This is a genomic window from Streptomyces sp. NPDC047982 (assembly GCF_043204165.1).
GTDB lineage: Bacteria > Actinomycetota > Actinomycetes > Streptomycetales > Streptomycetaceae > Streptomyces.
The window spans coordinates 60,586-79,668 of record NZ_JBIDBS010000009.1; the positions used below are offsets into that span (position 1 = coordinate 60,586).

Sequence of the window (19,083 nt, forward strand, 5' to 3'; positions counted from 1 at the left end):
GCTGTCGGCCGTCCGCTCCCCGCCGGCCGGGCCGCTACCCGTCGGGCCGTCCGGGAAACCGGAGCCGCCGGGTTCGGCGGGCGCATGCGCGTGATCACTTCCTCTCCTGCGGTCGCGCCGAACGGCCGGTCCGGCTGCCACTGGGCCCGGTCGCGTGCGTGTCCGCCGCAGGTCTCCATTCCGCCGCCGCCGCGCGAGCTTGATCGTGGCTGGTCAAGAAAACCACAACAAGTCGGGGGCGGGAGAGAGCGGGGACGGGCAGTGGAGGGTGGCACAGGGGAGAGCGGGGACGGGCCGGGGGAGTGGCACAGGAGAGAGAGGGGGAGGCGGTGGGGGACGGGAGAAGCGGGACAGGGGCATGGAGGCAGCGGCCGGGCGGGGGCCGGAGAGCGCTTCAGTCCCTCGTCGGCAGTGGCCGAGACCGTTCCGGGTCGCCGAGCGGCCCGAGCAGATCGCCGTACCGCGCCAGCCTGGCCGCCATGTCACAGGCCCGGAAGACGAGCTCTCCGGGCGACCGGCACCCCTCGATCTCCTCCCAGGTGACGGGCGCGGAGACCGTCGGCTCGGGGCGGGCGCGCAGGGTGTAGGGGGTGGCGGTCGTCTTCGCCGCCGCGTTCTGGCTGAAGTCGATGAACACCTTCCCCGGCCGCAACGCGCGCGTCATCCGGTGGACCACGAGGTCGGGAAGCGCCTCCTGGGCCTCGACGGCCAGCTTCTTCGCGTAGGCCGACACCCGCTCGGCGGGAGTCGGCTCCACCGCCACGAGGAGATGGAGCCCCTTCGACCCGGAGGTCTTCCCGCAGGCGAGGAGCCCGTCCGCGGCCAGCCGCTCGCGCAGCCACCGAGCCACCGCACAGCACTCCACCACGGTCGCGGGCGCACCGGGGTCCAGATCGAACACCATCCGGTCGGCGGTCCCGGGCGCCCCGGCGCGCCACTGCGGGGTGTGGAACTCCACCACGAGGTTGGCCGCCCACATCAGCGCGGCCAGGCCGTCCACGACCACCTGCCTCGCCTGCTCGTCCTCGCGGTGCGGCACCGGAGTGGTCCGTACCCAGGACGGCGTACCGGGTGGCGGATTCTTGGTGAAGAAGCACTGTCCGTCGGGGCCGTCGGGATAGCGCAGGAAGGAGACGGGCCGGTCGCGCAGATGGGCCAGCAGGGGCTGGGCCACCGCGGTCGCGTAGTAGTGCAGCACCTCGCCCTTGGTCGTTCCGGTGGCCGGATACAGCACCTTGTCGAGATTGCTGAGCGCGAGCCTTCGCCCCTCCACCTCTGTGATCGGCGTCATACGATAAGAGTCACATGATTTCTGTGCATACATGTGCAGAACGGGCATCGAGTGCGACTCGTACGCGCCCAAACGCATCCATCCAGACCTCATGCGCACAAGGGGCGAACAGTGAGATCCATATGGAACGGCGCCATCTCCTTCGGGCTGGTCAGCATCCCGATCAAGCTGGTCAACGCGACCGAGAGCCACTCGATCTCGTTCCGCCAGATCCACCTCGCCGACGCCGGCCGGATCCGGTACCGGAAGGTCTGCGAGCTCGACGGCGAGGAGGTCTCCGCGGCCGAGATCGGCAAGGCGTACGAGGACGCCGACGGCTCGATGATCCCGATCACGGACGAGGAGCTCGACGCGCTCCCGCTCCCCACCGCCAAGACGATCGAGATCGTCGCCTTCGTGCCCGCGACCTCGATCGACCCGCTCCAGATGGACGCGGCGTACTACCTCTGCGCCAACGGAGTACCGGCGGCCAAGCCGTACACCCTGCTCCGGGAGGCACTGAAGCGGAGCCGGAAGGTCGCCGTGGCGAAATACGCGCTGCGCGGGCGGGAACGGCTCGGCATGCTGCGGGTGGTCGACGACGTGATCGCCATGCACGGCCTGCTCTGGCCGGACGAGATCCGCAGCCCCGAGGGCGTCGCGCCCGAGGCCGACGTCACGGTGCGCGATGCCGAACTCGACCTGGCGGACACGCTGATGGAAACCCTCGGCGAGGTCGACATGGACTCGCTCCACGACGACTACCGGGAGGCCGTCGAGGAACTCGTCGCGGCGAAGGCCGAGGGCCGGACCCTGGAACCCGAGAAGGCGGGGGCTGCCGGCGGCAAGGTCATCGACCTGGTCGCCGCCCTGGAGAAGAGCGTCCGGGAGGCCAAGGAGGCCCGCGGCGAGGCGACGCCCACCGAGGAACGGGAACCGGGCGAGGAACCGGCGGAGGGCTCCATGGCCGAGGTCACCTCGCTCACCGGTCGCAAGAAGGCGGGCGGCACCGGAGCGAGGAAGAAGACCGCGGCACCCCCCAAGAAGGCCGCCGCGAAGCAGCCGAAGTCCACGACGAGCCGGGCGCCCGCCAAGAAGACCGCGTCACGGTCGACGGCGAAGAAGTCGACGACCGCCAAGACGCCGACGAGGAAATCCACCACGAAGTCCGGCACCAAGTCGGCCACGAAGAACACGACGTCGCGCAAACGCACCTCCGCGTGATCCCGAGGGTTGTCAGGAGAGCCGTAGTGAAGGCCGTCGGACGGCCGTCACGAGGACCGGTGAAGGCCGCCGCCCCTTCGTGCCCCGCTCGTGCGGGACGACAGGGACGACAGGGGCGACCGGTCGCGGCGGCGGGGGCGCCTGCAACGGAGGAGCAGGAGCGGTACGCCGAACGCGGTCAAGGACGGCACCGTGCCCCCGACATTCCGTACGTCATACGGGCGAGCGCCCCCGCGCGGCGTGCCTCCGCGCCTATGCTCACGGCATGGAGCAGAGCGAAGTGGTGAAGCGCGTGGTGGGCATCCTCACGGAGGCGGGCGAGATCCGCCGACTGCTCGAAGAGAGCGGGGACCGCGACGACGTGGAGGCCGATTCGTCCGTGGTGACCGCGCTCCTGAACGAGACGATGCCCCGGATCACGATCCCCGAGGACGCCACCATCGAAGAGGTCGCGGCCCTCGTCGGCCACGAGGTCGGCGGCGCGGTGGAACAGCTCGTCGGCGCGTTCACCCTGGCCTTCGCGATGCTCGCCCAGGTACACGACTCCGGTCAGACGGATGTCTCCTCCGCCGATGTCCTCCAGGACCTGGCGCTACGGGCGGAACAACTCGGCTCCGGCGGTCCGGAGGGGATGGGTGCGTAGCCCGGCCGGCCGGGCCCGAGCCGGTCGAGGAGCCCCGTCCGTCGCCTCCCGGACACGACGTCGCGGTGCCGCTCGGGTCGGGTCCGCTTCACCCGTGGGGCCAAAGACACCCCCTGCGTCCCTGCCCCTCGTAGGCTGACACCCATTAGCTGATACGAGCACCAGGGCCGGAGCAGGCGTGGGAAGAGTTGCGAAGAGTCTCACCGAGGCGAACCTCAAGGCGCTGGCAGGCGCCCGTTCCTTCGAGCGCGGGGCCGGATATCTCGACGCGGTGTCCGGGATCGAGGTCGGTGAGGTCTCGGCCACCGCGACCGTCCACGGCACGGAGCGGTACGAGGTGGAACTGACGCTGGACGGACCTCGCGGCCTGTCCGGCGAGTGCGACTGCCCGTACGGCCAGGAAGGCAACTTCTGCAAGCACCTGGTCGCACTCGGCCTGAGTCTGCTCGCCGACCGGGCGAGCCTGCCGAAGCAGCGGAAGGCGGCCCGGAGCCGGGCACAGACCCTCGACGCCTGGCTGTCCGGCCTGTCCAGGGAAGAACTGCTCGAACTCGTACGCGACCGGATCGCCGAGGACCGGCAGTTCCGGCGCCGTCTGGAGCTGCGGGTCGCGAGCAGCCGAGGGGACCTGGCCTGGGCCCGGTCCCGGATCCGTGAGCTGCTCGACATCGGTCCGTTCACCCAGTACGGATACGTCGAGTACGCCGCCGCCCGTGCCTACGCCGACCAGGCCGGGCAGGCGGCGTCCGCGATCAGGGAACTGACCGGCTCCGGCCGGGGCGCCGACGCGATCACCCTGGCGGGGGAGGCGATCAGGCTGCTGGGCCGGGCGGCGGAGAACGTCGACGACTCCGACGGATGGCTCGGGCAGGTCGGCGCAGCCCTTGCCGACGCCCACCACGACGCATGCCGCGCGGTCGGCCCCGACCCGGAGGAACTCGCGCACTGGCTCGTCCAGCACGTGCTCCACGACGACAGCGACTTCACGGACATCGATCCGCTCGACTACGAGGACGTCCTCGGCGAACGGGGAATGACGGCGCTGCGGAGACACGCGGTGGAGGCGTGGCGGGCCAACCGCACCGGATGGGCGCAGAAGTATCTGATGGAACGCCTGGCCAAGGCGGGAGGCGACATCGACATGGTGATCGCCGTACACGCGGCCGACCTCGCCCCGGACGGTTCCACCCACCTGGTCGTCGCCCGGGAACTGGACACCGCGGGACGGCCCGCCGAGGCCCTGGAGTGGGCGGAACGCGGCATCCGCGACACCGAGGACGCCGCCGACCTGGACGCAGCCCTCGTCGACTACCTCGCCGACCGCTACACACAGGCGGACCGGCTCCCCGACGCCCTCGCCCTGCGCCGCGCCCACTTCGACGCCCACCGCACCCTGCGGGCCTACCAGCACCTGCGCGCCGCCGCCCGGACCGCCGACGGCTGGCCGGCCGAGCGCGAGCGGGCACTGGCCCTGCTGCGCGCGGACGCCGAACGACAGCCGGGGCGCCACAGCGGTTCCGCCCTGGTCGACGCCCTGCTCGACGACAAGGACATCGACACCGCCTGGCAGGCCGCCACCGAAACCGGCGCCCATGACCGCCAGTGGCTCGCCCTCGCCGACCACGCCCGCCCCGACCGCCCCTCCGACGCCCTCGACGTCTACCTGCGCCTGGCCGAACCGCTCACCCGGCAGACGGGCAACGCGATCTACGAACAGCTCGTCGGCCTGCTGCTGAGCATGCGCGACTGCCACCGCCGCCTGGACACGCCGGACGAGTTCACCGCGTACGTGACCGCCCTGCGCACCACCCAGAAACGCAAGCGCAACCTGATGCGGCTGATGGACGAACACGGCCTCTGAACCGGGCGCGGGCGGGCCGCAACCGCCCGCACCCGTCCCCGCCACAAGCGGGTGCCGCCTACCACCGAGTGAACGACAGAACGCCCCGCGCCGGATTCCAACCGGCATGGGGCGCTCGTCCGTTGCGTGAGTGTCAGCCCTGGGCGGCGTACGCGACGAAGGTCCCCCAAGCCGTGGGCGAGAGGGCAAGCTCAGGGATGCTCAGGTTCTTGGAGTCGCGGACATGGACGGCGGAAGGACAGGCCGCGACCTCGACGCAGTTGTCACCCTGTGAGCCGCTGTGGCTCGACTTGTGCCAGGAAACGGCGACTTCGACGCAACTGTCTCCGTCGCCGCTGCTGTAACTGCTCTTGAACCAGGTCAGTTCTTCCGTGCTCATAGCGCTCCTCGCATCTGCCGCAACAGGCTCAGCGAGTCCTTCAAAGAGAGAGCCTGCGCACGCATCCTGGCATACCGCCGTTGGAGCACGCTGACCTCTTTCGGGTCGGAGAAGAACAGCCCGCCACGCTGACCCTCGTTGTAGGCGAACCACTTGGTGTCTGGTGTCTCCAGCAGTTGCATAGGTCCGGCCAATCCGGCATGCGACGGCATCACCGTCGGCATGACCTGCACCTCCAGATTACGCAGAACGGCAGCCTCCAGCACGTGGTCGATGAGCCCTCGCGTAACTTCCGAGCCACCTGTCTGGCGCCGGAACAGGTGCTCCTCAATGATGAACCCAAACGTCGTGTTCACCCTGTCGCCGAGAAGGTACTGTCGCTCGGATCGAGCTGCCCATTGTGCCTCGATCTGTTCATCGCTCAGCGACGGCAGTTGATCCATGAACAGCGCGCGAGCGTATGGTTCAGGCTGGAGCAACCCTGGAATCATGCGGCACTCGTACGTGTACAAGGCGACCGCCGTCCGCTCCAGCCGCGCCCACTGCCGGAACCAACTCGCCAGCCCCGCCTGCCGCGACAGATGCGGTGCCGCCTTCCGCAGCGCCCCCGTGTTGCCGAGCGCCGCCTCGGCCCGTTCCACGAAGTCGTCGTCCGGCATGCGCCGGCCCTGCTCGATCGAGGCGACCGTGTGCTTCGAGAAGCGCACCAGGCGGCCGAACTCCTCGCGGCTCAGACCCGCGTGTTCCCGTAGGGCCTGGACGAACGCGCCGAAGGTGCGCAGACTGTCCGAGGCTTCCGGCTCGGAACCGGTTCCGGCCTCGCCGCCTGCCGCTGCTTCCGTGCAGCCGTCCGTGTTCTCGTAGGCCACCGTTGTGCACCTCCCGCGCACCCGCCCCGCCGTGCCGCTTCTGACGCCGCTCATCGTCACACTCAGTGCTGCGTACCGTCCACCGAGTGTGTGCGTACGCTGACCCAGCGTACGCAGGTCGAGCCTGGTGAACGCCCATGATTACCCGGCACATTGGGCGCATGACACCACCAGCCGCCCCCACGGCCCATCAAGTCCCGGTTACCGTACGTGTGTTCACCCAACGGTTCAGCTCGACCCCGCGCGGCGCTCGCCTCGCCCGCCATCTCGCGCAGCATCAACTCGATGCCTGGGGTTTTCCCTACGGCGGCCACGTCTCGGACACCGCCGCCGCGCTCGTCGCCGAACTCGCCGCCAACGCCGCCACGCACGGGCGCGTGCCAGGCAGGGACTTCGAGGTCGTGCTGACCCTGTCCGGCGGCCTTCTCCGGATCGCGGTCTCCGACACCTGCGGTGAACTTCGGCCCCGCAACCCCCGCACGCCCTACCCGGCCCCTGCACCGCTCGCCGAGACCGGCCGGGGCCTGTTCCTCGTGGCGGCGCTCGCCGACCGGTGGGACGTGATCGAGCGGGAGCCCGTCGGCAAGACCGTCGTCGCGGAGCTGGACCTGCCGCGCTGACCGCCGCCGTACATCACCCCGCCGGTACGGCCGGACTGCCGCGTCGTCGGACCGGGGCACGCACGTGGAGCCTGCCCCGAGGCCGGTCCGGCAGGGGAGCGGGGACTTTGCTCGGGGCAGGAGGCGGAACGGAGCGGCGCGGGGAACCCTCTCGAATCGGCTGGTCGGGAGCTGTGCTCGCACACCGACGTGGCGTACGCGCGTCGCCGCTGGCGCAGGGTGCTGGACGCCGCCATCGTGGGCGCATGACTGCGCCGTCCACCGCGCGGCTCACCGCAGGTGCGTTCGTCCAGCGTGAGGTTCCCCCCGCATCTCGGGGAGGCCGACGTCTTGCCGGACCGAGCGGTCGCGACCGATGAGGCCGTGCGTGTCGGCAGGTATACGTGTCGGCAGGTATGACGAAGGCCCTGAATCGCTTTTCTGCGGTTCAGGGCCTCGGCACCTTCTTTCGAGGTGCCCCCGGCAGGATTCGAACCTGCGCACACGGCTCCGGAGGCCGTTGCTCTATCCCCTGAGCTACGGGGGCGTTTCGCCGTGTTGCTCGGCGACGGGGGAAACACTACCAGCTTCCGCGGGGTGTCCGTGAACAGCTATTTCCATGCTCTGAGGAGGGCCCGTGCAGGTCGGCGGGCGGGAAGGGGGGAGGGGTGGCGCACATCCGGCCACGCTCGCACCACTCGTCCGGGGGCGGAAATAGGCAAAACCCGGACGCAGCCCCTACGCCGCACCTACCCTCGAAGTGTGTCAGGCGCGTGTGGCCGCGTGCTTGTTGTCGACGACAACAAGGTCATCCGGCAGTTGATCAGGGTCAATCTCGAGCTTGAGGGCTTCGAGGTCGTGACCGCGTCCGATGGTGTCGAGTGTCTGGATCTGGTGCATCGGGTCTGCCCCGATGTGATCACTCTCGATGTCGTCATGCCCCGGCTGGACGGTCTGCAGACCGCCACCAGATTGCGTTCCGATCCGCGGACCAGACATCTGCCCCTGGCGATCATCAGCGCCTGCACCCCCTACGAGGTGGACACCGGGGTCGCCGCGGGGGTGGACGCGTTCCTGGCGAAGCCCTTCGAGCCCAGCGAACTGGTGCGGCTCGTGGGGAAGTTGGCGAACCGGGCGGAGCCGCCCGCAGTCGACGGCAGACAGGGGGCGGGGAGGGCGTAGAGAGCCGCAGGGTGACCGCATGGCGAAACCAGGTCGCGAGCTGCCCCCCTTCCTCCCATACGCTTGTCCCGTGACCCCCGCCGATCTCTCCAGGGCCGTGCTGCACGCCGTGCGTCGCGCGGTCGACGAGAACGCTCTGCGCGCGCCCGTGCCCGCGCGCGTGCGGGTGGAGCGGACCAGGCCCGGTGGGCGTGGGGACTACGCCTGTGCCGTCGCCCTCCAGCTCGCACGGCCCGCCGCGCTGCCGGCCAGGGACGTCGCCGAGATCATCCGGGAGCGGGTGCGGGGCGTGCCGGGCATCGGCACGGTCGAGGTCACGGGGCCCGGCTTCCTGAACTTCAGCCTGCCGGGTGGTGCCGACCGGCTGGGCGCGCTCGTCCGGGACATCGGGACGGGCGGCAGCGAGTACGGGTACGGGCACGCCCTCGCCGGTACGACCGTCTCGTTCGCGCCCGTCGAGGAGGCGCGCGCCCGGGTCGTCACCGAGGTCGTCGAGCGGCTGCTCCGGGCCCAGGGGGCGACCGTGGGTGCGCGGGCCGCGGGCGGCGAGGCGTTGCACGTGATGCCGGTGCCCGCCGCCGACCGCGATCTCTTCGCGCGGCTCGGGAACGACGCCGCGCGCTGGGCGCTGCTGAGAGCCGCCCCGCACGACCGGCCGCAGGACACCGGCAGTGACGCGCTCCTCGCGCAGCGGGAGGGCAATCCGCTGTTCCGGGTGCGCTACGCGTACGCGCGGACGCGGGCCCTGAGCCGCAACGCCCGGCAGCTCGGGTTCACCGCCGCGTACCACGCGAACGAGCGGCTGGGGTTCACCTCCGCGTACGACGCGCATGAAGAGGGCGTCGGCACGGGCTGCGAGAAGAGTTCGAGGGAGCGCCCCGCGTTTCCCGCCGCCACGGGCGACGCGTACGAGGAGGGCCCCGGCCTCGGATGCGGAGAGGCCGTCGCGCGGACCCGTCTCCCTTCGGGGGATGCCTGCGAGGGCCCCGGGGACAGCATCCGCCCCGCGTCCGCGGACCGCGCCGGCGCCGTCACGGACGCGCTCGTCGCGCTGCTCGCCGACCACCCCGGCGTGCTCGCCGCCGCCGCCCGGCACCGGGAGCCCGACCGGGTCGCCCGGCAGCTCGAAGCCATCGCCCGGGCGTTCTTCGACTTCCACGACGGCGCCCCGCCGCTTCCCGTCGGTGACGAGAAACCCTCGGCCGCCCATCGTTCCCGGCTCGCCCTCGCCGAAGCCGCCGGGACGGTGTTGGCAGGCGGCCTGTCCCTGCTCGGCATCAGCGCACCCGAAGTCCTCTGAGAGACCCGAGAGAGCAGAGCAAGCACGATGAGCCGTTCCGCACACCCCGCCGGGCCCCGCCACGCCGACGTCCTGCCGGAGGGGCACTACACCGCCCCGCCCACCGACCTCAACGCCCTGGACGCCAAGGTCTGGTCCCGTACCGTCGTCCGGAACGCGGACGGTGCCGTCACCGTCGGCGGGATCGACGTGGCGCGGCTGGCCGAGGAGTTCGGCACCCCCGCCTACGTCCTCGACGAGAGCGACTTCCGGGCCCGCTGCCGGGCCTGGGCCCACGCCTTCGGGCCGGACGCCGACGTGTTCTACGCGGGAAAGGCGTTCCTCTCGCGGGCCGTCGTGCGCTGGCTCGCGGAGGAGGGCCTCAACCTCGACGTCTGCTCCGGCGGCGAGCTGACCTGCGCGCTGGACGCGGGAATGCCCGCCGAGCGCATCGCCTTCCACGGCAACAACAAGACCGTCGCGGAGATCGAGCGGGCGGTCACCGCCGGTGTCGGGCGGATCGTGCTCGACTCGTTCCAGGAGATCGCCCGCGTCGCCCACGTCGCGCAGCGGCTCGGTACGCGGCAGCGCGTGCAGATCCGGGTGACGGTGGGCGTCGAGGCGCACACGCACGAGTTCATCGCCACCGCGCACGAGGACCAGAAGTTCGGCATCGCGCTGGCCGGGGGAGAGGCCGCCGAGGCGGTGCGCCGGGCGCTCGCCCTCGACGGGCTCGAACTCATCGGTATCCACTCGCACATCGGCTCGCAGATCTTCGACATGGCCGGCTTCGAGGTGTCCGCCCGGCGTGTGGTGCAGCTGCTCGCCGAGGTGCGCGACGAGCACGGCGTCGAGCTGCCCGAGATCGACCTGGGCGGCGGGCTGGGCATCGCCTACACCTCCGGCGACGACCCGCGCGAGCCGCACGAGATCGCCAAGGCGCTCGGCGACATCGTCACCCGCGAGTGCGCGGCGGCCGGCCTCGCCACCCCGCGGATCTCCGTCGAGCCGGGGCGCGCCATCGTCGGCCCCTCCGCGTTCACGCTGTACGAGGTCGGCACCATCAAGCCCCTGGAGGGGCTGCGTACGTACGTCAGCGTCGACGGCGGCATGTCGGACAACATCCGCACCGCCCTGTACGACGCCGAGTACAGCGTCGCGCTCGTCTCCCGCGCCTCCGACGCCGAACCGATGCTCGTCCGTGTCGTCGGCAAGCACTGCGAGAGCGGCGACATCGTGGTCAGGGACGCTTTCCTGCCGTGCGACCTGGCGCCCGGCGACCTGATCGCCGTGCCCGCCACCGGCGCGTACTGCCGCTCCATGGCGAGCAATTACAACCATGCCCTGCGTCCGCCCGTCGTCGCCGTGCGCGACGGGGAGGCGCGTGTGATCGTCAGGCGTGAGACGGAGGAAGATCTCCTGCGTCTCGATGTCGGCTGATGAAATATATGTCTCAGGATCCGGACGTATGACAGAAACTCCCGTCCGTTGAGTGAGACTGGTCCAGATATCAGAGGTTGAGGAATCGAGGTCGGATGATGCGTACGCGTCCGCTGAAGGTGGCGCTGCTGGGCTGTGGAGTGGTCGGCTCAGAGGTGGCGCGCCTCATGACGACGCACGCCGACGACCTCGCCGCGCGCATCGGCGCGCCGGTCGAGCTCGCCGGCGTCGCCGTCCGCCGACCCTCCAAGGTGCGCGAGGGAATCGATCCCGCACTGATCACCACCGATGCGACGGCCCTGGTCAAACGGGGCGACATCGACGTCGCCATCGAGGTCATCGGCGGCATCGAGCCCGCTCGTACGCTCATCACCACCGCCTTCGAGCACGGGGCGAGCGTCGTCTCCGCGAACAAGGCGCTGCTGGCCGAGGACGGCGCGGCCCTGCACGCCGCCGCCGAGAAGCACGGCAAGGACCTCTACTACGAGGCCGCCGTGGCCGGGGCCATCCCGCTGGTACGGCCGCTGCGCGAGTCACTCGCGGGCGACAAGGTCAACCGGGTCCTCGGCATCGTGAACGGCACCACCAACTTCATCCTCGACCGGATGGACACCAGCGGCGCCGGATATTCCGAGGCGCTCGACGAGGCCACCGCGCTCGGCTACGCGGAGGCCGACCCGACCGCCGACGTGGAGGGCTTCGACGCCGCCGCCAAGGCCGCGATCCTGGCCGGTATCGCCTTCCACACCCGGGTCAGGATCGGTGACGTGCACCGCGAGGGCATCACCGAGGTCACCGCCGCCGACATGGCCTCCGCCCGCCGCATGGGCTGCACCGTCAAGCTCCTCGCGATCTGCGAGCGGGCCGCCGACGGGAACTCCGTCACCGCGCGGGTGCACCCCGCGATGATCCCGCTGAGCCACCCACTGGCCTCCGTCCGCGAGGCGTACAACGCGGTCTTCGTCGAGGCCGAGGCGGCCGGACAGCTCATGTTCTACGGGCCCGGAGCGGGCGGCTCGCCGACCGCGTCCGCGGTCCTCGGCGACCTGGTCGCCGTCTGCCGCAACAAGCTGGGCGAGACCACCGGCCCCGGCGAGTCCGCGTACACGCGGCTGCCGGTCAGCTCCATGGGTGACATCGTCACGCGCTATCACATCAGCCTCGACGTGGCCGACCGGCCCGGTGTGCTCGCGCAGGTCGCGACGGTCTTCGCCGAGAAGGGCGTGTCGATCGACACCCTCCGCCAGCAGGCCAGGAGCGCGAGCGGCCTCGACGTCGCCGCCGCGCAGGACGGCGGCGAGGCGTCCCTCGTCGTCGTCACCCACCGCGCGCCCGACGCCGCCCTCTCGGCGACCGTCGAGGCGCTGCGCAAGCTCGACACCGTGCGCGGTGTCGCCAGCATCATGCGTGTTGAAGGGGAGTAAGGACCCATGACCAGCAAGGGCACCCACCAGTGGCGCGGCATCATCGAGGAGTACCGGGACCGACTCCCGGTCACGGACGCGACGCCGGTCGTCACGCTTCGTGAGGGCGGTACGCCGCTCGTCCCCGCTCAGGTCCTCTCCGAACGCACGGGCTGCGAGGTGCACCTCAAGGTCGAGGGCGCCAACCCCACCGGGTCGTTCAAGGACCGCGGGATGACGATGGCGATCACCCGTGCCAAGGAGGAGGGCGCGCGCGCCGTCATCTGCGCCTCCACGGGCAACACTTCCGCCTCCGCCGCCGCGTACGCGGTCCGGGCCGGCATGGTCTGCGCCGTCCTCGTGCCGCGGGGCAAGATCGCGCTCGGCAAGATGGGGCAGGCGCTCGTGCACGGTGCCAAGATCCTCCAGGTGGACGGCAATTTCGACGACTGTCTGACGCTGGCCCGCTCACTTTCGGACAACTACCCGGTGGCGCTGGTCAATTCGGTCAACCCGGTCCGCATCGAGGGCCAGAAGACCGCCGCGTTCGAGATCGTCGACGCTCTTGGCGACGCCCCGGACGTCCACGTCCTCCCGGTCGGCAACGCGGGCAACATCACCGCGTACTGGAAGGGTTACAAGGAGTACGCCGCGGACGGCATGGCCACGCACACCCCGCGCATGTGGGGCTTCCAGGCGTCGGGTTCCGCGCCCATCGTCCGCGGCGAGGTGGTCAAGGACCCGTCGACCGTCGCCACCGCGATCCGGATCGGCAACCCCGCCTCCTGGCAGTTCGCACTGAACGCCCGGGACGAATCGGGTGGTTTCATCGACGAGGTGACGGACCGCCAGATTCTGTCCGCCTACCGGCTGCTGGCCTCCCAGGAGGGCGTCTTCGTGGAGCCCGCCTCGGCCGCCTCGGTCGCCGGTCTGCTGAAGGCCGCGGAGCAGGGCAAGGTCGACCCCGGCCAGAAGATCGTCTGCACGGTCACCGGCAACGGCCTCAAGGACCCCGACTGGGCCGTCGCGGGCGCCCCGCAGCCGGTCACGGTCCCGGTCGACGCGGCCACCGCCGCCGAGAAGCTGGGTCTCGCGTAGAGCCGCCGGACAACGGACCAGGGGGACGGGGCGGGCACGGCAGCGACCGGCCCCGCCCCGTCCCCGGTCCATCGGCTCGTCTCCCGGCCGTCCCCGCACGGGCCCGTCCTCGGCCGTCGCAGGTCACCGGCGAGGTGAGCACGGACCGGACGATGATCCTTCCGGGTACACCTTGCCGGTCACGGCACCAGCTCGGCCGCCCCTTTCCGGGACACGAGAGCGCGCAGGAGGCGGGCGACACGCATCGTGCGCCTCCTGTGCGCCCTATGTCGCCACAGAACCTTCCTTCGATAAGCTGTAAGCAACCCGCCCGCCGCATATGCCGCGGTGCAGGGGTCGTTGTGGCCGTCGGTCTTTCGGAACCACTCCCCGGAACCCACTCCCCGCCGCCACGACGTCCGTCGTCGTCGAGAAAACGCTTCACCACCACCCCCCGCCTCACAAGGAGAGTCGTCCAACCGATGGCCGGTCCCGCCTTCCGAGCCGCCGCCGTCCGGGTGCGCGTCCCCGCGACCAGCGCCAACCTGGGCCCGGGTTTCGACGCCTTCGGCCTCTCGCTGGGGCTGTACGACGACGTCGTCGTCCGCGTGGCCGACGCCGGACTGCACATCGACATCGCGGGCGAGGGCGCCGACACCCTGCCGCGCGACGAGAGGCACCTCCTCGTGCGCTCCCTGCGCACGGCCTTCGACCTGCTCGGCGGGCAGCCGCGCGGGCTGGAGATCGTCTGCGCCAACCGCATCCCGCACGGGCGCGGCCTCGGCTCCTCCTCGGCGGCCATCTGCGCCGGCATCGTCGCCGCCCGTGCGGTGACGACCGGCGGCGACACCCGGCTCGACGACGCCGCCCTGCTGGATCTCGCCACCGAGATCGAGGGTCACCCGGACAACGTCGCGGCCTGCCTGCTCGGCGGCTTCACCCTCGCGTGGACGGACGGCGGATCGGCCCACGCGATCAGGATGGATCCCGCGGATTCCATCGTTCCGGTGGTTTTCGTCCCCGACCGGCCGGTGCTGACCGAGACCGCCCGCGGACTGCTGCCGCGCACGGTCCCGCACGTCGACGCCGCCTTCAACGCCGGCCGCGCCGCGCTGCTCGTCGAGGCCCTGACCAGGCGCCCCGAGCTGCTGTTCACCGCTACCGAGGACCGGCTGCACCAGGAGTACCGCGCCCCGGCGATGCCGCAGAGCGCCGAACTCGTGCACCGGCTGCGCGCCGACGGCGTGCCCGCGGTCATCTCCGGTGCCGGGCCGACCGTGCTCGCACTGGCCGAGGACGGTGCGGCCGACAAGGTCGCACGGCTGGCGGGCGAGGGCTGGGCCGCCAATCGGCTCACGCTCGACGCCCCGGGCGCGAGTGTGCTTCCGCTCGCCCCGTAGCAGCGACATGAGGGCCAGGTGGCCGAGAAGTGATTGCCGGTGAGCGAGAGGGGGAATGTTTGTTGGAGCCGGTAGTGTTAACCTCAAGCTTGCAACCGACGTCCACGAGGCGCGTTGCTCCGTGTCCCTTTCCGGGACCACCTTTTCTCCGGGAGCCTCCCCAAACTGCCTGAGCAGCCTGCCTGAGCAGTTTCGTGCACGCTCCGGAACCGGCACGACACACCTCGCTCGTCCAGGAGTGGGCCGAGCAGGGGGATGCTCGCGCCGGACCCCCGCACACCTTCATTTCTCCGCCGTACCCGGCGGACCACCGCCCCGGCACGGTTCGCAAGAAGAGCCGCAGCCGGACAGCACAACCGGTCGCCGAGCCAGAAGGCCGACGTCCGCTCCAGGGAAGGACCCTTCGTGAGCGACACCACCGATCTGATGGGCGTGACTGCCGACAAGACCGTCGACAGCGCCGCGCCCGCCGAAGGTGCTGCCACTGGCACCACCACACGGCGCCGCCGCTCCGGCACCGGCCTTGAGGGCATGGTCCTGGCCGAGCTGCAGCAGGTCGCGTCCGGCCTCGGTATCAAGGGCACCGCGCGGATGCGCAAGGGCCAGCTGATCGAGGTCATCAAGGAGGCGCAGGCGGGCAACGCCGCGCCCAAGGCCGCCGCGCCCGCCGCCGACGCCGAGACCAAGCCGAAGCGCCGCACCACGTCCAAGGCGCGCACCGGCGAGGCCGCCGCACCCGCCGAGAAGGCCGTCGCCGCCCAGCAGCAGATCGACATCCCCGGCCAGCCGGCCAGCGACGAGCAGCCCGTGGGCGAACGCCGTCGGCGCCGGGCCACCGCTCAGGCGGGCAGCCCGGAGCCCAAGGCGGAGAGCAAGCCGGCCGTCGAGGCCAAGGTCCAGACGCAGGCCGAGCCCAAGAGCGCCGAGCCGAAGAGCGAGGACCGCGCCGAGGCCGCCGCCGACACGGCCGAGGGCCGCCGTGGCGACCGCCAGGACCGGGGGCAGCGCGCCGAGCGGGGCGACCGCCAGGAGCGCGGGGACCGCCGCGACCGGCAGCGCGACCGCCGCGGCAAGGGCGACGAGCAGGGGCAGGGCGGCGGCCAGGGCCAGCAGGGCGGCCAGCGCCAGCAGCGCCAGGGTGGCCAGCAGGACGACGGCTACGACGACGAGGCGGGCGGCCGCCGCGGCCGTCGGGGCCGATACCGCGACCGCCGCGGCCGCCGCGGCCGCGACGACTTCGCGGGCGAGGTCCAGGTCTCCGAGGACGACGTCCTGATCCCCGTCGCGGGCATCCTGGACATCCTCGACAACTACGCGTTCATCCGGACCTCCGGCTACCTGCCCGGCCCGAACGACGTGTACGTCTCGCTCGCGCAGGTCCGCAAGAACGGCCTGCGCAAGGGCGACCACGTCACCGGTGCGGTGCGTCAGCCCAAGGACGGCGAGCGGCGCGAGAAGTTCAACGCCCTGGTCCGCCTCGACTCGGTGAACGGCATGGCGCCCGAATCCGGCCGCGGCCGACCGGAGTTCCAGAAGCTGACCCCGCTCTACCCGCAGGACCGGCTCCGCCTGGAGACCGACTCCAACGTGCTGACGACGCGGATCATCGACCTGGTCGCGCCGATCGGCAAGGGCCAGCGCGGTCTGATCGTGGCCCCGCCGAAGACCGGCAAGACCATGATCCTCCAGGCGATCGCGAACGCGATCACCGTCAACAGCCCCGAGTGCCACCTGATGGTCGTCCTGGTCGACGAGCGTCCGGAAGAGGTCACCGACATGCAGCGGTCGGTGAAGGGCGAGGTCATCTCCTCGACCTTCGACCGCCCGGCCGAGGACCACACCACCGTCGCCGAGCTGGCCATCGAGCGTGCCAAGCGTCTCGTCGAGCTGGGCCACGACGTGGTCGTGCTGCTGGACTCCATCACCCGTCTCGGCCGCGCGTACAACCTCGCGGCCCCCGCCTCCGGACGCATCCTGTCCGGTGGTGTCGACTCGACCGCGCTGTACCCGCCGAAGCGCTTCTTCGGTGCCGCGCGCAACATCGAGGACGGCGGTTCGCTGACCATCCTGGCCACCGCGCTCGTCGAGACCGGCTCGCGCATGGACGAGGTGATCTTCGAGGAGTTCAAGGGCACCGGCAACATGGAGCTCAAGCTCGACCGGAAGCTCTCGGACAAGCGCATCTTCCCCGCGGTGGACGTCGACGCGTCCAGCACCCGCAAGGAGGAGATCCTGCTCGGCGGCGAGGAGTTGGCCATCGTCTGGAAGCTGCGCCGGGTGCTGCACGCGCTCGACCAGCAGCAGGCGATCGAGCTCCTCCTGGACCGGATGAAGAAGACCCAGTCCAACGCGGAGTTCCTGCTCCAGATCCAGAAGACGACGCCCGCTCCGGGCAACGGCAACGACTGACGTCGTCCGTACCGGCAGGCTCACAGGGCCGCCCCCGCCACCGCCGAGGTGACGGGGGCGGCCCTGTTTCGCGCGCCCGCGCGGAGCGCGGCTTTCTCGCTCCGCGCGCGATCCGGTGCTTTCGGTCGATCCGAGACCTTCGCCACACGACGGACATGACGGCCGGGCCCGTGGCGATGACTGCGCCGGGCGAGAAACCGCAGGTGAGCGCGGGATCACCAGCTGTTCGCCAACGCGGGACGCGGCCTTTGCGGCGACTTGTTCCTCACGCGGATGTGACGAGCCGCTGTGCAACCCTTCTCCATGCCGCGACGTCGTACGAAGTACCGCGACGTCGTACGAGTCGTGTGAAGTAGTGACAAGTCGTCACAGCGGGACGAACCAGTGCGCACGCACCGCTGCCGGGGGTGGCCGCGAGGAGCCGGGACAGAAGGAGAGGGATGAGCGGGCGGAACGGGAGCGGTATCCGAATACGTGCCACCGGCAGACGCCGTAAGAAGCCTTCCCGCCGCCGCCGGGCAGCGGTGATCGCCGCCTGGACCCTGGCGGGGGCCGTGGCCGTCGGCGGCGGCGGACTCGCCTTCGCCTACTTCGAGCTCAACGGCAACCTCAAGGCCGTCGACATCAACGCCGCGCTCGGCAAGGACCGCCCCGACGACGTCGACAACGGCTCCCAGGACGTCCTCGTCCTCGGTTCCGACTCCCGCTCCGGCGCGAACGCCGCGTACGGCACCGACGAGGGCACGGCCCGTTCCGACACCGCGATGGTCCTGCACATCGACCAGGGCCACCGGACGGCCTCCGTCGTCTCCATCCCGCGCGACACCCTCGTCACCCGCCCGGACTGCGTCAGCGACACCACCGGGCAGCCCGTCGCGGGTGAGCGGCGCGCGATGTTCAACACGGCGTACGAGGTCGGCGGGCCGGCCTGCGCGGTCAAGACCGTCGAGGCCATGTCCGGCATCCGCATGGACCACTACCTGGAGGTCGACTTCACCGGCTTCAAGAAGCTCGTCGACGAGCTGGGCGGCGTGGAGATCACCACGACCACCGCGATCCACGACCCCAAGAGCCACCTCGACCTCGACCCCGGCACCCACGTGCTGAACGGCGAGCAGTCGCTGGCGCTCGTGCGCACCCGCAAGGGCGTCGGCGACGGCAGTGACCTCGGCCGCATCCAGCTCCAGCAGGCGTTCATCAAGGCTCTGATGGAGCAGGTCAAGAGCGTCGGGATCTTCTCCGACCCGAAGAAGCTGTTCGACCTCGCGGACGCGGCCACCAAGGCCGTCACCACCGACTCCGAGCTGGGTTCGGTCGAGCAGCTGGCCTCCTTCGCGAACGGCCTCAAGGGGCTCAGCCCGGAGAACGTCCACATGGTGACCATGCCCGTCCAGTACGACCCGGCCGACCCGAACCGCGTCGTACCGCTGGAGGAGTCCGCCCGGCAGGTGTGGGACGCGCTCAAGCAGGACAAGCCCATCCCGGCCTCCGCCACCGAGAAGTCGGCCGGTGACAAGGGAGCCGCGGGCGGCATCGTCCGCTGACCTGCGCCCGTGACGCGGGCCGAAGCCGGTGACCTCCCGTGACGCGAGGTGACGGTCGATGGTCCCCGGTCGCCTCCGCGGCAGGGGAACGGGCCCGGGAATAGGCGCGGGCCGCCCCCGGTTTTGGGAGATGCGGCCGGTCCTGGCAGACTGGACCGTCGGCCCCGGTTCACGGACACGCACCCCGCGCGTTCGACCCGGAGCCCTCCCGAACCTAGGAGAAACCCTTGAAGCGCGACATCCACCCCGCGTACGTCGAGACGCAGGTCAGCTGCACCTGCGGCGCGTCGTTCACCACCCGGAGCACCATCGACGGCGGCAGCATCCGCGCCGAAGTCTGCTCCGAGTGCCACCCGTTCTACACGGGCAAGCAGAAGATCCTCGACACCGGTGGCCGCGTGGCCCGCTTCGAGGCCCGCTTCGGCAAGGCTGCCGGCTCCGCCAGCAAGTAGCGAGCCACTGCGCCGGTTCTCGGCGCCCTCTTCCCGGGGGCGCCGAGACCGG

General features: G+C 71.0%; 16 protein-coding genes and 1 tRNA gene. 13 read left to right on the plus strand and 4 right to left on the minus strand.

Translation table 11 applies throughout. The features are described 5' to 3' along the window. Positions 1-394: 394 nt before the first annotated feature. Positions 395-1,291 carry a non-homologous end-joining DNA ligase gene (gene ligD, locus ACGF2V_RS13495; RefSeq protein WP_362621887.1) on the minus strand — a complete coding sequence of 299 codons (897 nt, stop codon included), beginning with the start codon at positions 1,289-1,291 and terminating at the stop codon, positions 395-397. A 111-nt stretch (positions 1,292-1,402) separates the two neighbouring features. On the opposite strand from ligD, the gene ACGF2V_RS13500 reads away from it, so the two are divergent. The 3 genes from ACGF2V_RS13500 to ACGF2V_RS13510 all read left to right on the plus strand — a co-directional run bounded on the left by ACGF2V_RS13500 (position 1,403) and on the right by ACGF2V_RS13510 (position 4,998). Next, positions 1,403-2,494 carry a Ku protein gene (locus ACGF2V_RS13500; protein WP_362621886.1) on the plus strand — a complete coding sequence of 364 codons (1,092 nt, stop codon included), beginning with the start codon at positions 1,403-1,405 and terminating at the stop codon, positions 2,492-2,494. Between the two features lie 265 nt (positions 2,495-2,759). Further along, positions 2,760-3,137: a hypothetical protein gene (locus ACGF2V_RS13505; RefSeq protein WP_362621885.1), complete on the plus strand. Its 378-nt coding sequence runs from the start codon at positions 2,760-2,762 to the stop codon at positions 3,135-3,137. A gap of 178 nt (positions 3,138-3,315) precedes the next feature. Continuing rightward, positions 3,316-4,998 carry a DUF6880 family protein gene (locus tag ACGF2V_RS13510; RefSeq protein WP_362705377.1) on the plus strand — a complete coding sequence of 561 codons (1,683 nt, stop codon included), beginning with the start codon at positions 3,316-3,318 and terminating at the stop codon, positions 4,996-4,998. Positions 4,999-5,131: 133 nt separating this feature from the next. Here ACGF2V_RS13510 and ACGF2V_RS13515 read toward each other — a convergent pair whose 3' ends face one another. Both ACGF2V_RS13515 and ACGF2V_RS13520 read right to left on the minus strand, forming a co-directional pair. Continuing rightward, complete coding sequence (locus ACGF2V_RS13515; protein WP_362621882.1) at positions 5,132-5,377, minus strand: DUF397 domain-containing protein; 246 nt, start codon at positions 5,375-5,377, stop codon at positions 5,132-5,134. Continuing rightward, on the minus strand, positions 5,374-6,246 hold the full coding sequence (locus ACGF2V_RS13520; RefSeq protein WP_362621880.1) for a helix-turn-helix transcriptional regulator: 873 nt from the start codon (positions 6,244-6,246) through the stop codon (positions 5,374-5,376). The genes ACGF2V_RS13515 and ACGF2V_RS13520 overlap by 4 nt, the downstream gene beginning before the upstream one ends. A 161-nt stretch (positions 6,247-6,407) precedes the next feature. Between ACGF2V_RS13520 and ACGF2V_RS13525 the strand changes: the two genes are divergently transcribed. Further along, positions 6,408-6,866, plus strand: coding sequence for an ATP-binding protein (locus ACGF2V_RS13525; protein ID WP_362621878.1), 459 nt, complete (start codon positions 6,408-6,410; stop codon positions 6,864-6,866). Positions 6,867-7,320: 454 nt separating this feature from the next. On the opposite strand, the gene ACGF2V_RS13530 is transcribed toward ACGF2V_RS13525, so the two are convergent. Next, positions 7,321-7,392 (minus strand) — tRNA-Arg (locus tag ACGF2V_RS13530). A gap of 215 nt (positions 7,393-7,607) precedes the next feature. On the opposite strand from ACGF2V_RS13530, the gene ACGF2V_RS13535 reads away from it, so the two are divergent. The 9 genes from ACGF2V_RS13535 (at position 7,608) to rpmE (ending at position 19,031) form a co-directional block, all read left to right on the plus strand. Beyond that, a complete protein-coding gene (locus tag ACGF2V_RS13535) occupies positions 7,608-8,027 on the plus strand; it encodes a response regulator (protein ID WP_362621876.1) in 420 nt (139 codons plus the stop codon). A 70-nt stretch (positions 8,028-8,097) separates the two neighbouring features. Continuing rightward, positions 8,098-9,327 carry an ArgS-related anticodon-binding protein NrtL gene (nrtL, locus tag ACGF2V_RS13540; protein WP_362705374.1) on the plus strand — a complete coding sequence of 410 codons (1,230 nt, stop codon included), beginning with the start codon at positions 8,098-8,100 and terminating at the stop codon, positions 9,325-9,327. Positions 9,328-9,354: 27 nt separating this feature from the next. Next, positions 9,355-10,746, plus strand: coding sequence for a diaminopimelate decarboxylase (lysA, locus tag ACGF2V_RS13545; RefSeq protein ID WP_362621873.1), 1,392 nt, complete (start codon positions 9,355-9,357; stop codon positions 10,744-10,746). Positions 10,747-10,841: 95 nt separating this feature from the next. Further along, positions 10,842-12,170 carry a homoserine dehydrogenase gene (locus tag ACGF2V_RS13550; RefSeq protein WP_362621872.1) on the plus strand — a complete coding sequence of 443 codons (1,329 nt, stop codon included), beginning with the start codon at positions 10,842-10,844 and terminating at the stop codon, positions 12,168-12,170. A gap of 6 nt (positions 12,171-12,176) precedes the next feature. After that, a complete protein-coding gene (gene thrC / locus ACGF2V_RS13555; RefSeq protein ID WP_362621870.1) occupies positions 12,177-13,247 on the plus strand; it encodes a threonine synthase in 1,071 nt (356 codons plus the stop codon). A 461-nt stretch (positions 13,248-13,708) separates the two neighbouring features. After that, complete coding sequence (gene thrB, locus ACGF2V_RS13560) at positions 13,709-14,626, plus strand: homoserine kinase (protein ID WP_362705371.1); 918 nt, start codon at positions 13,709-13,711, stop codon at positions 14,624-14,626. A gap of 405 nt (positions 14,627-15,031) precedes the next feature. Further along, on the plus strand, positions 15,032-17,035 hold the full coding sequence (rho, locus tag ACGF2V_RS13565; protein ID WP_362621865.1) for a transcription termination factor Rho: 2,004 nt from the start codon (positions 15,032-15,034) through the stop codon (positions 17,033-17,035). Positions 17,036-17,475: 440 nt separating this feature from the next. Beyond that, positions 17,476-18,579, plus strand: coding sequence for an LCP family protein (locus ACGF2V_RS13570; protein ID WP_362705368.1), 1,104 nt, complete (start codon positions 17,476-17,478; stop codon positions 18,577-18,579). A 227-nt stretch (positions 18,580-18,806) separates the two neighbouring features. After that, complete coding sequence (gene rpmE, locus ACGF2V_RS13575) at positions 18,807-19,031, plus strand: 50S ribosomal protein L31 (RefSeq protein WP_362621861.1); 225 nt, start codon at positions 18,807-18,809, stop codon at positions 19,029-19,031. Positions 19,032-19,083 lie beyond the last annotated feature (52 nt).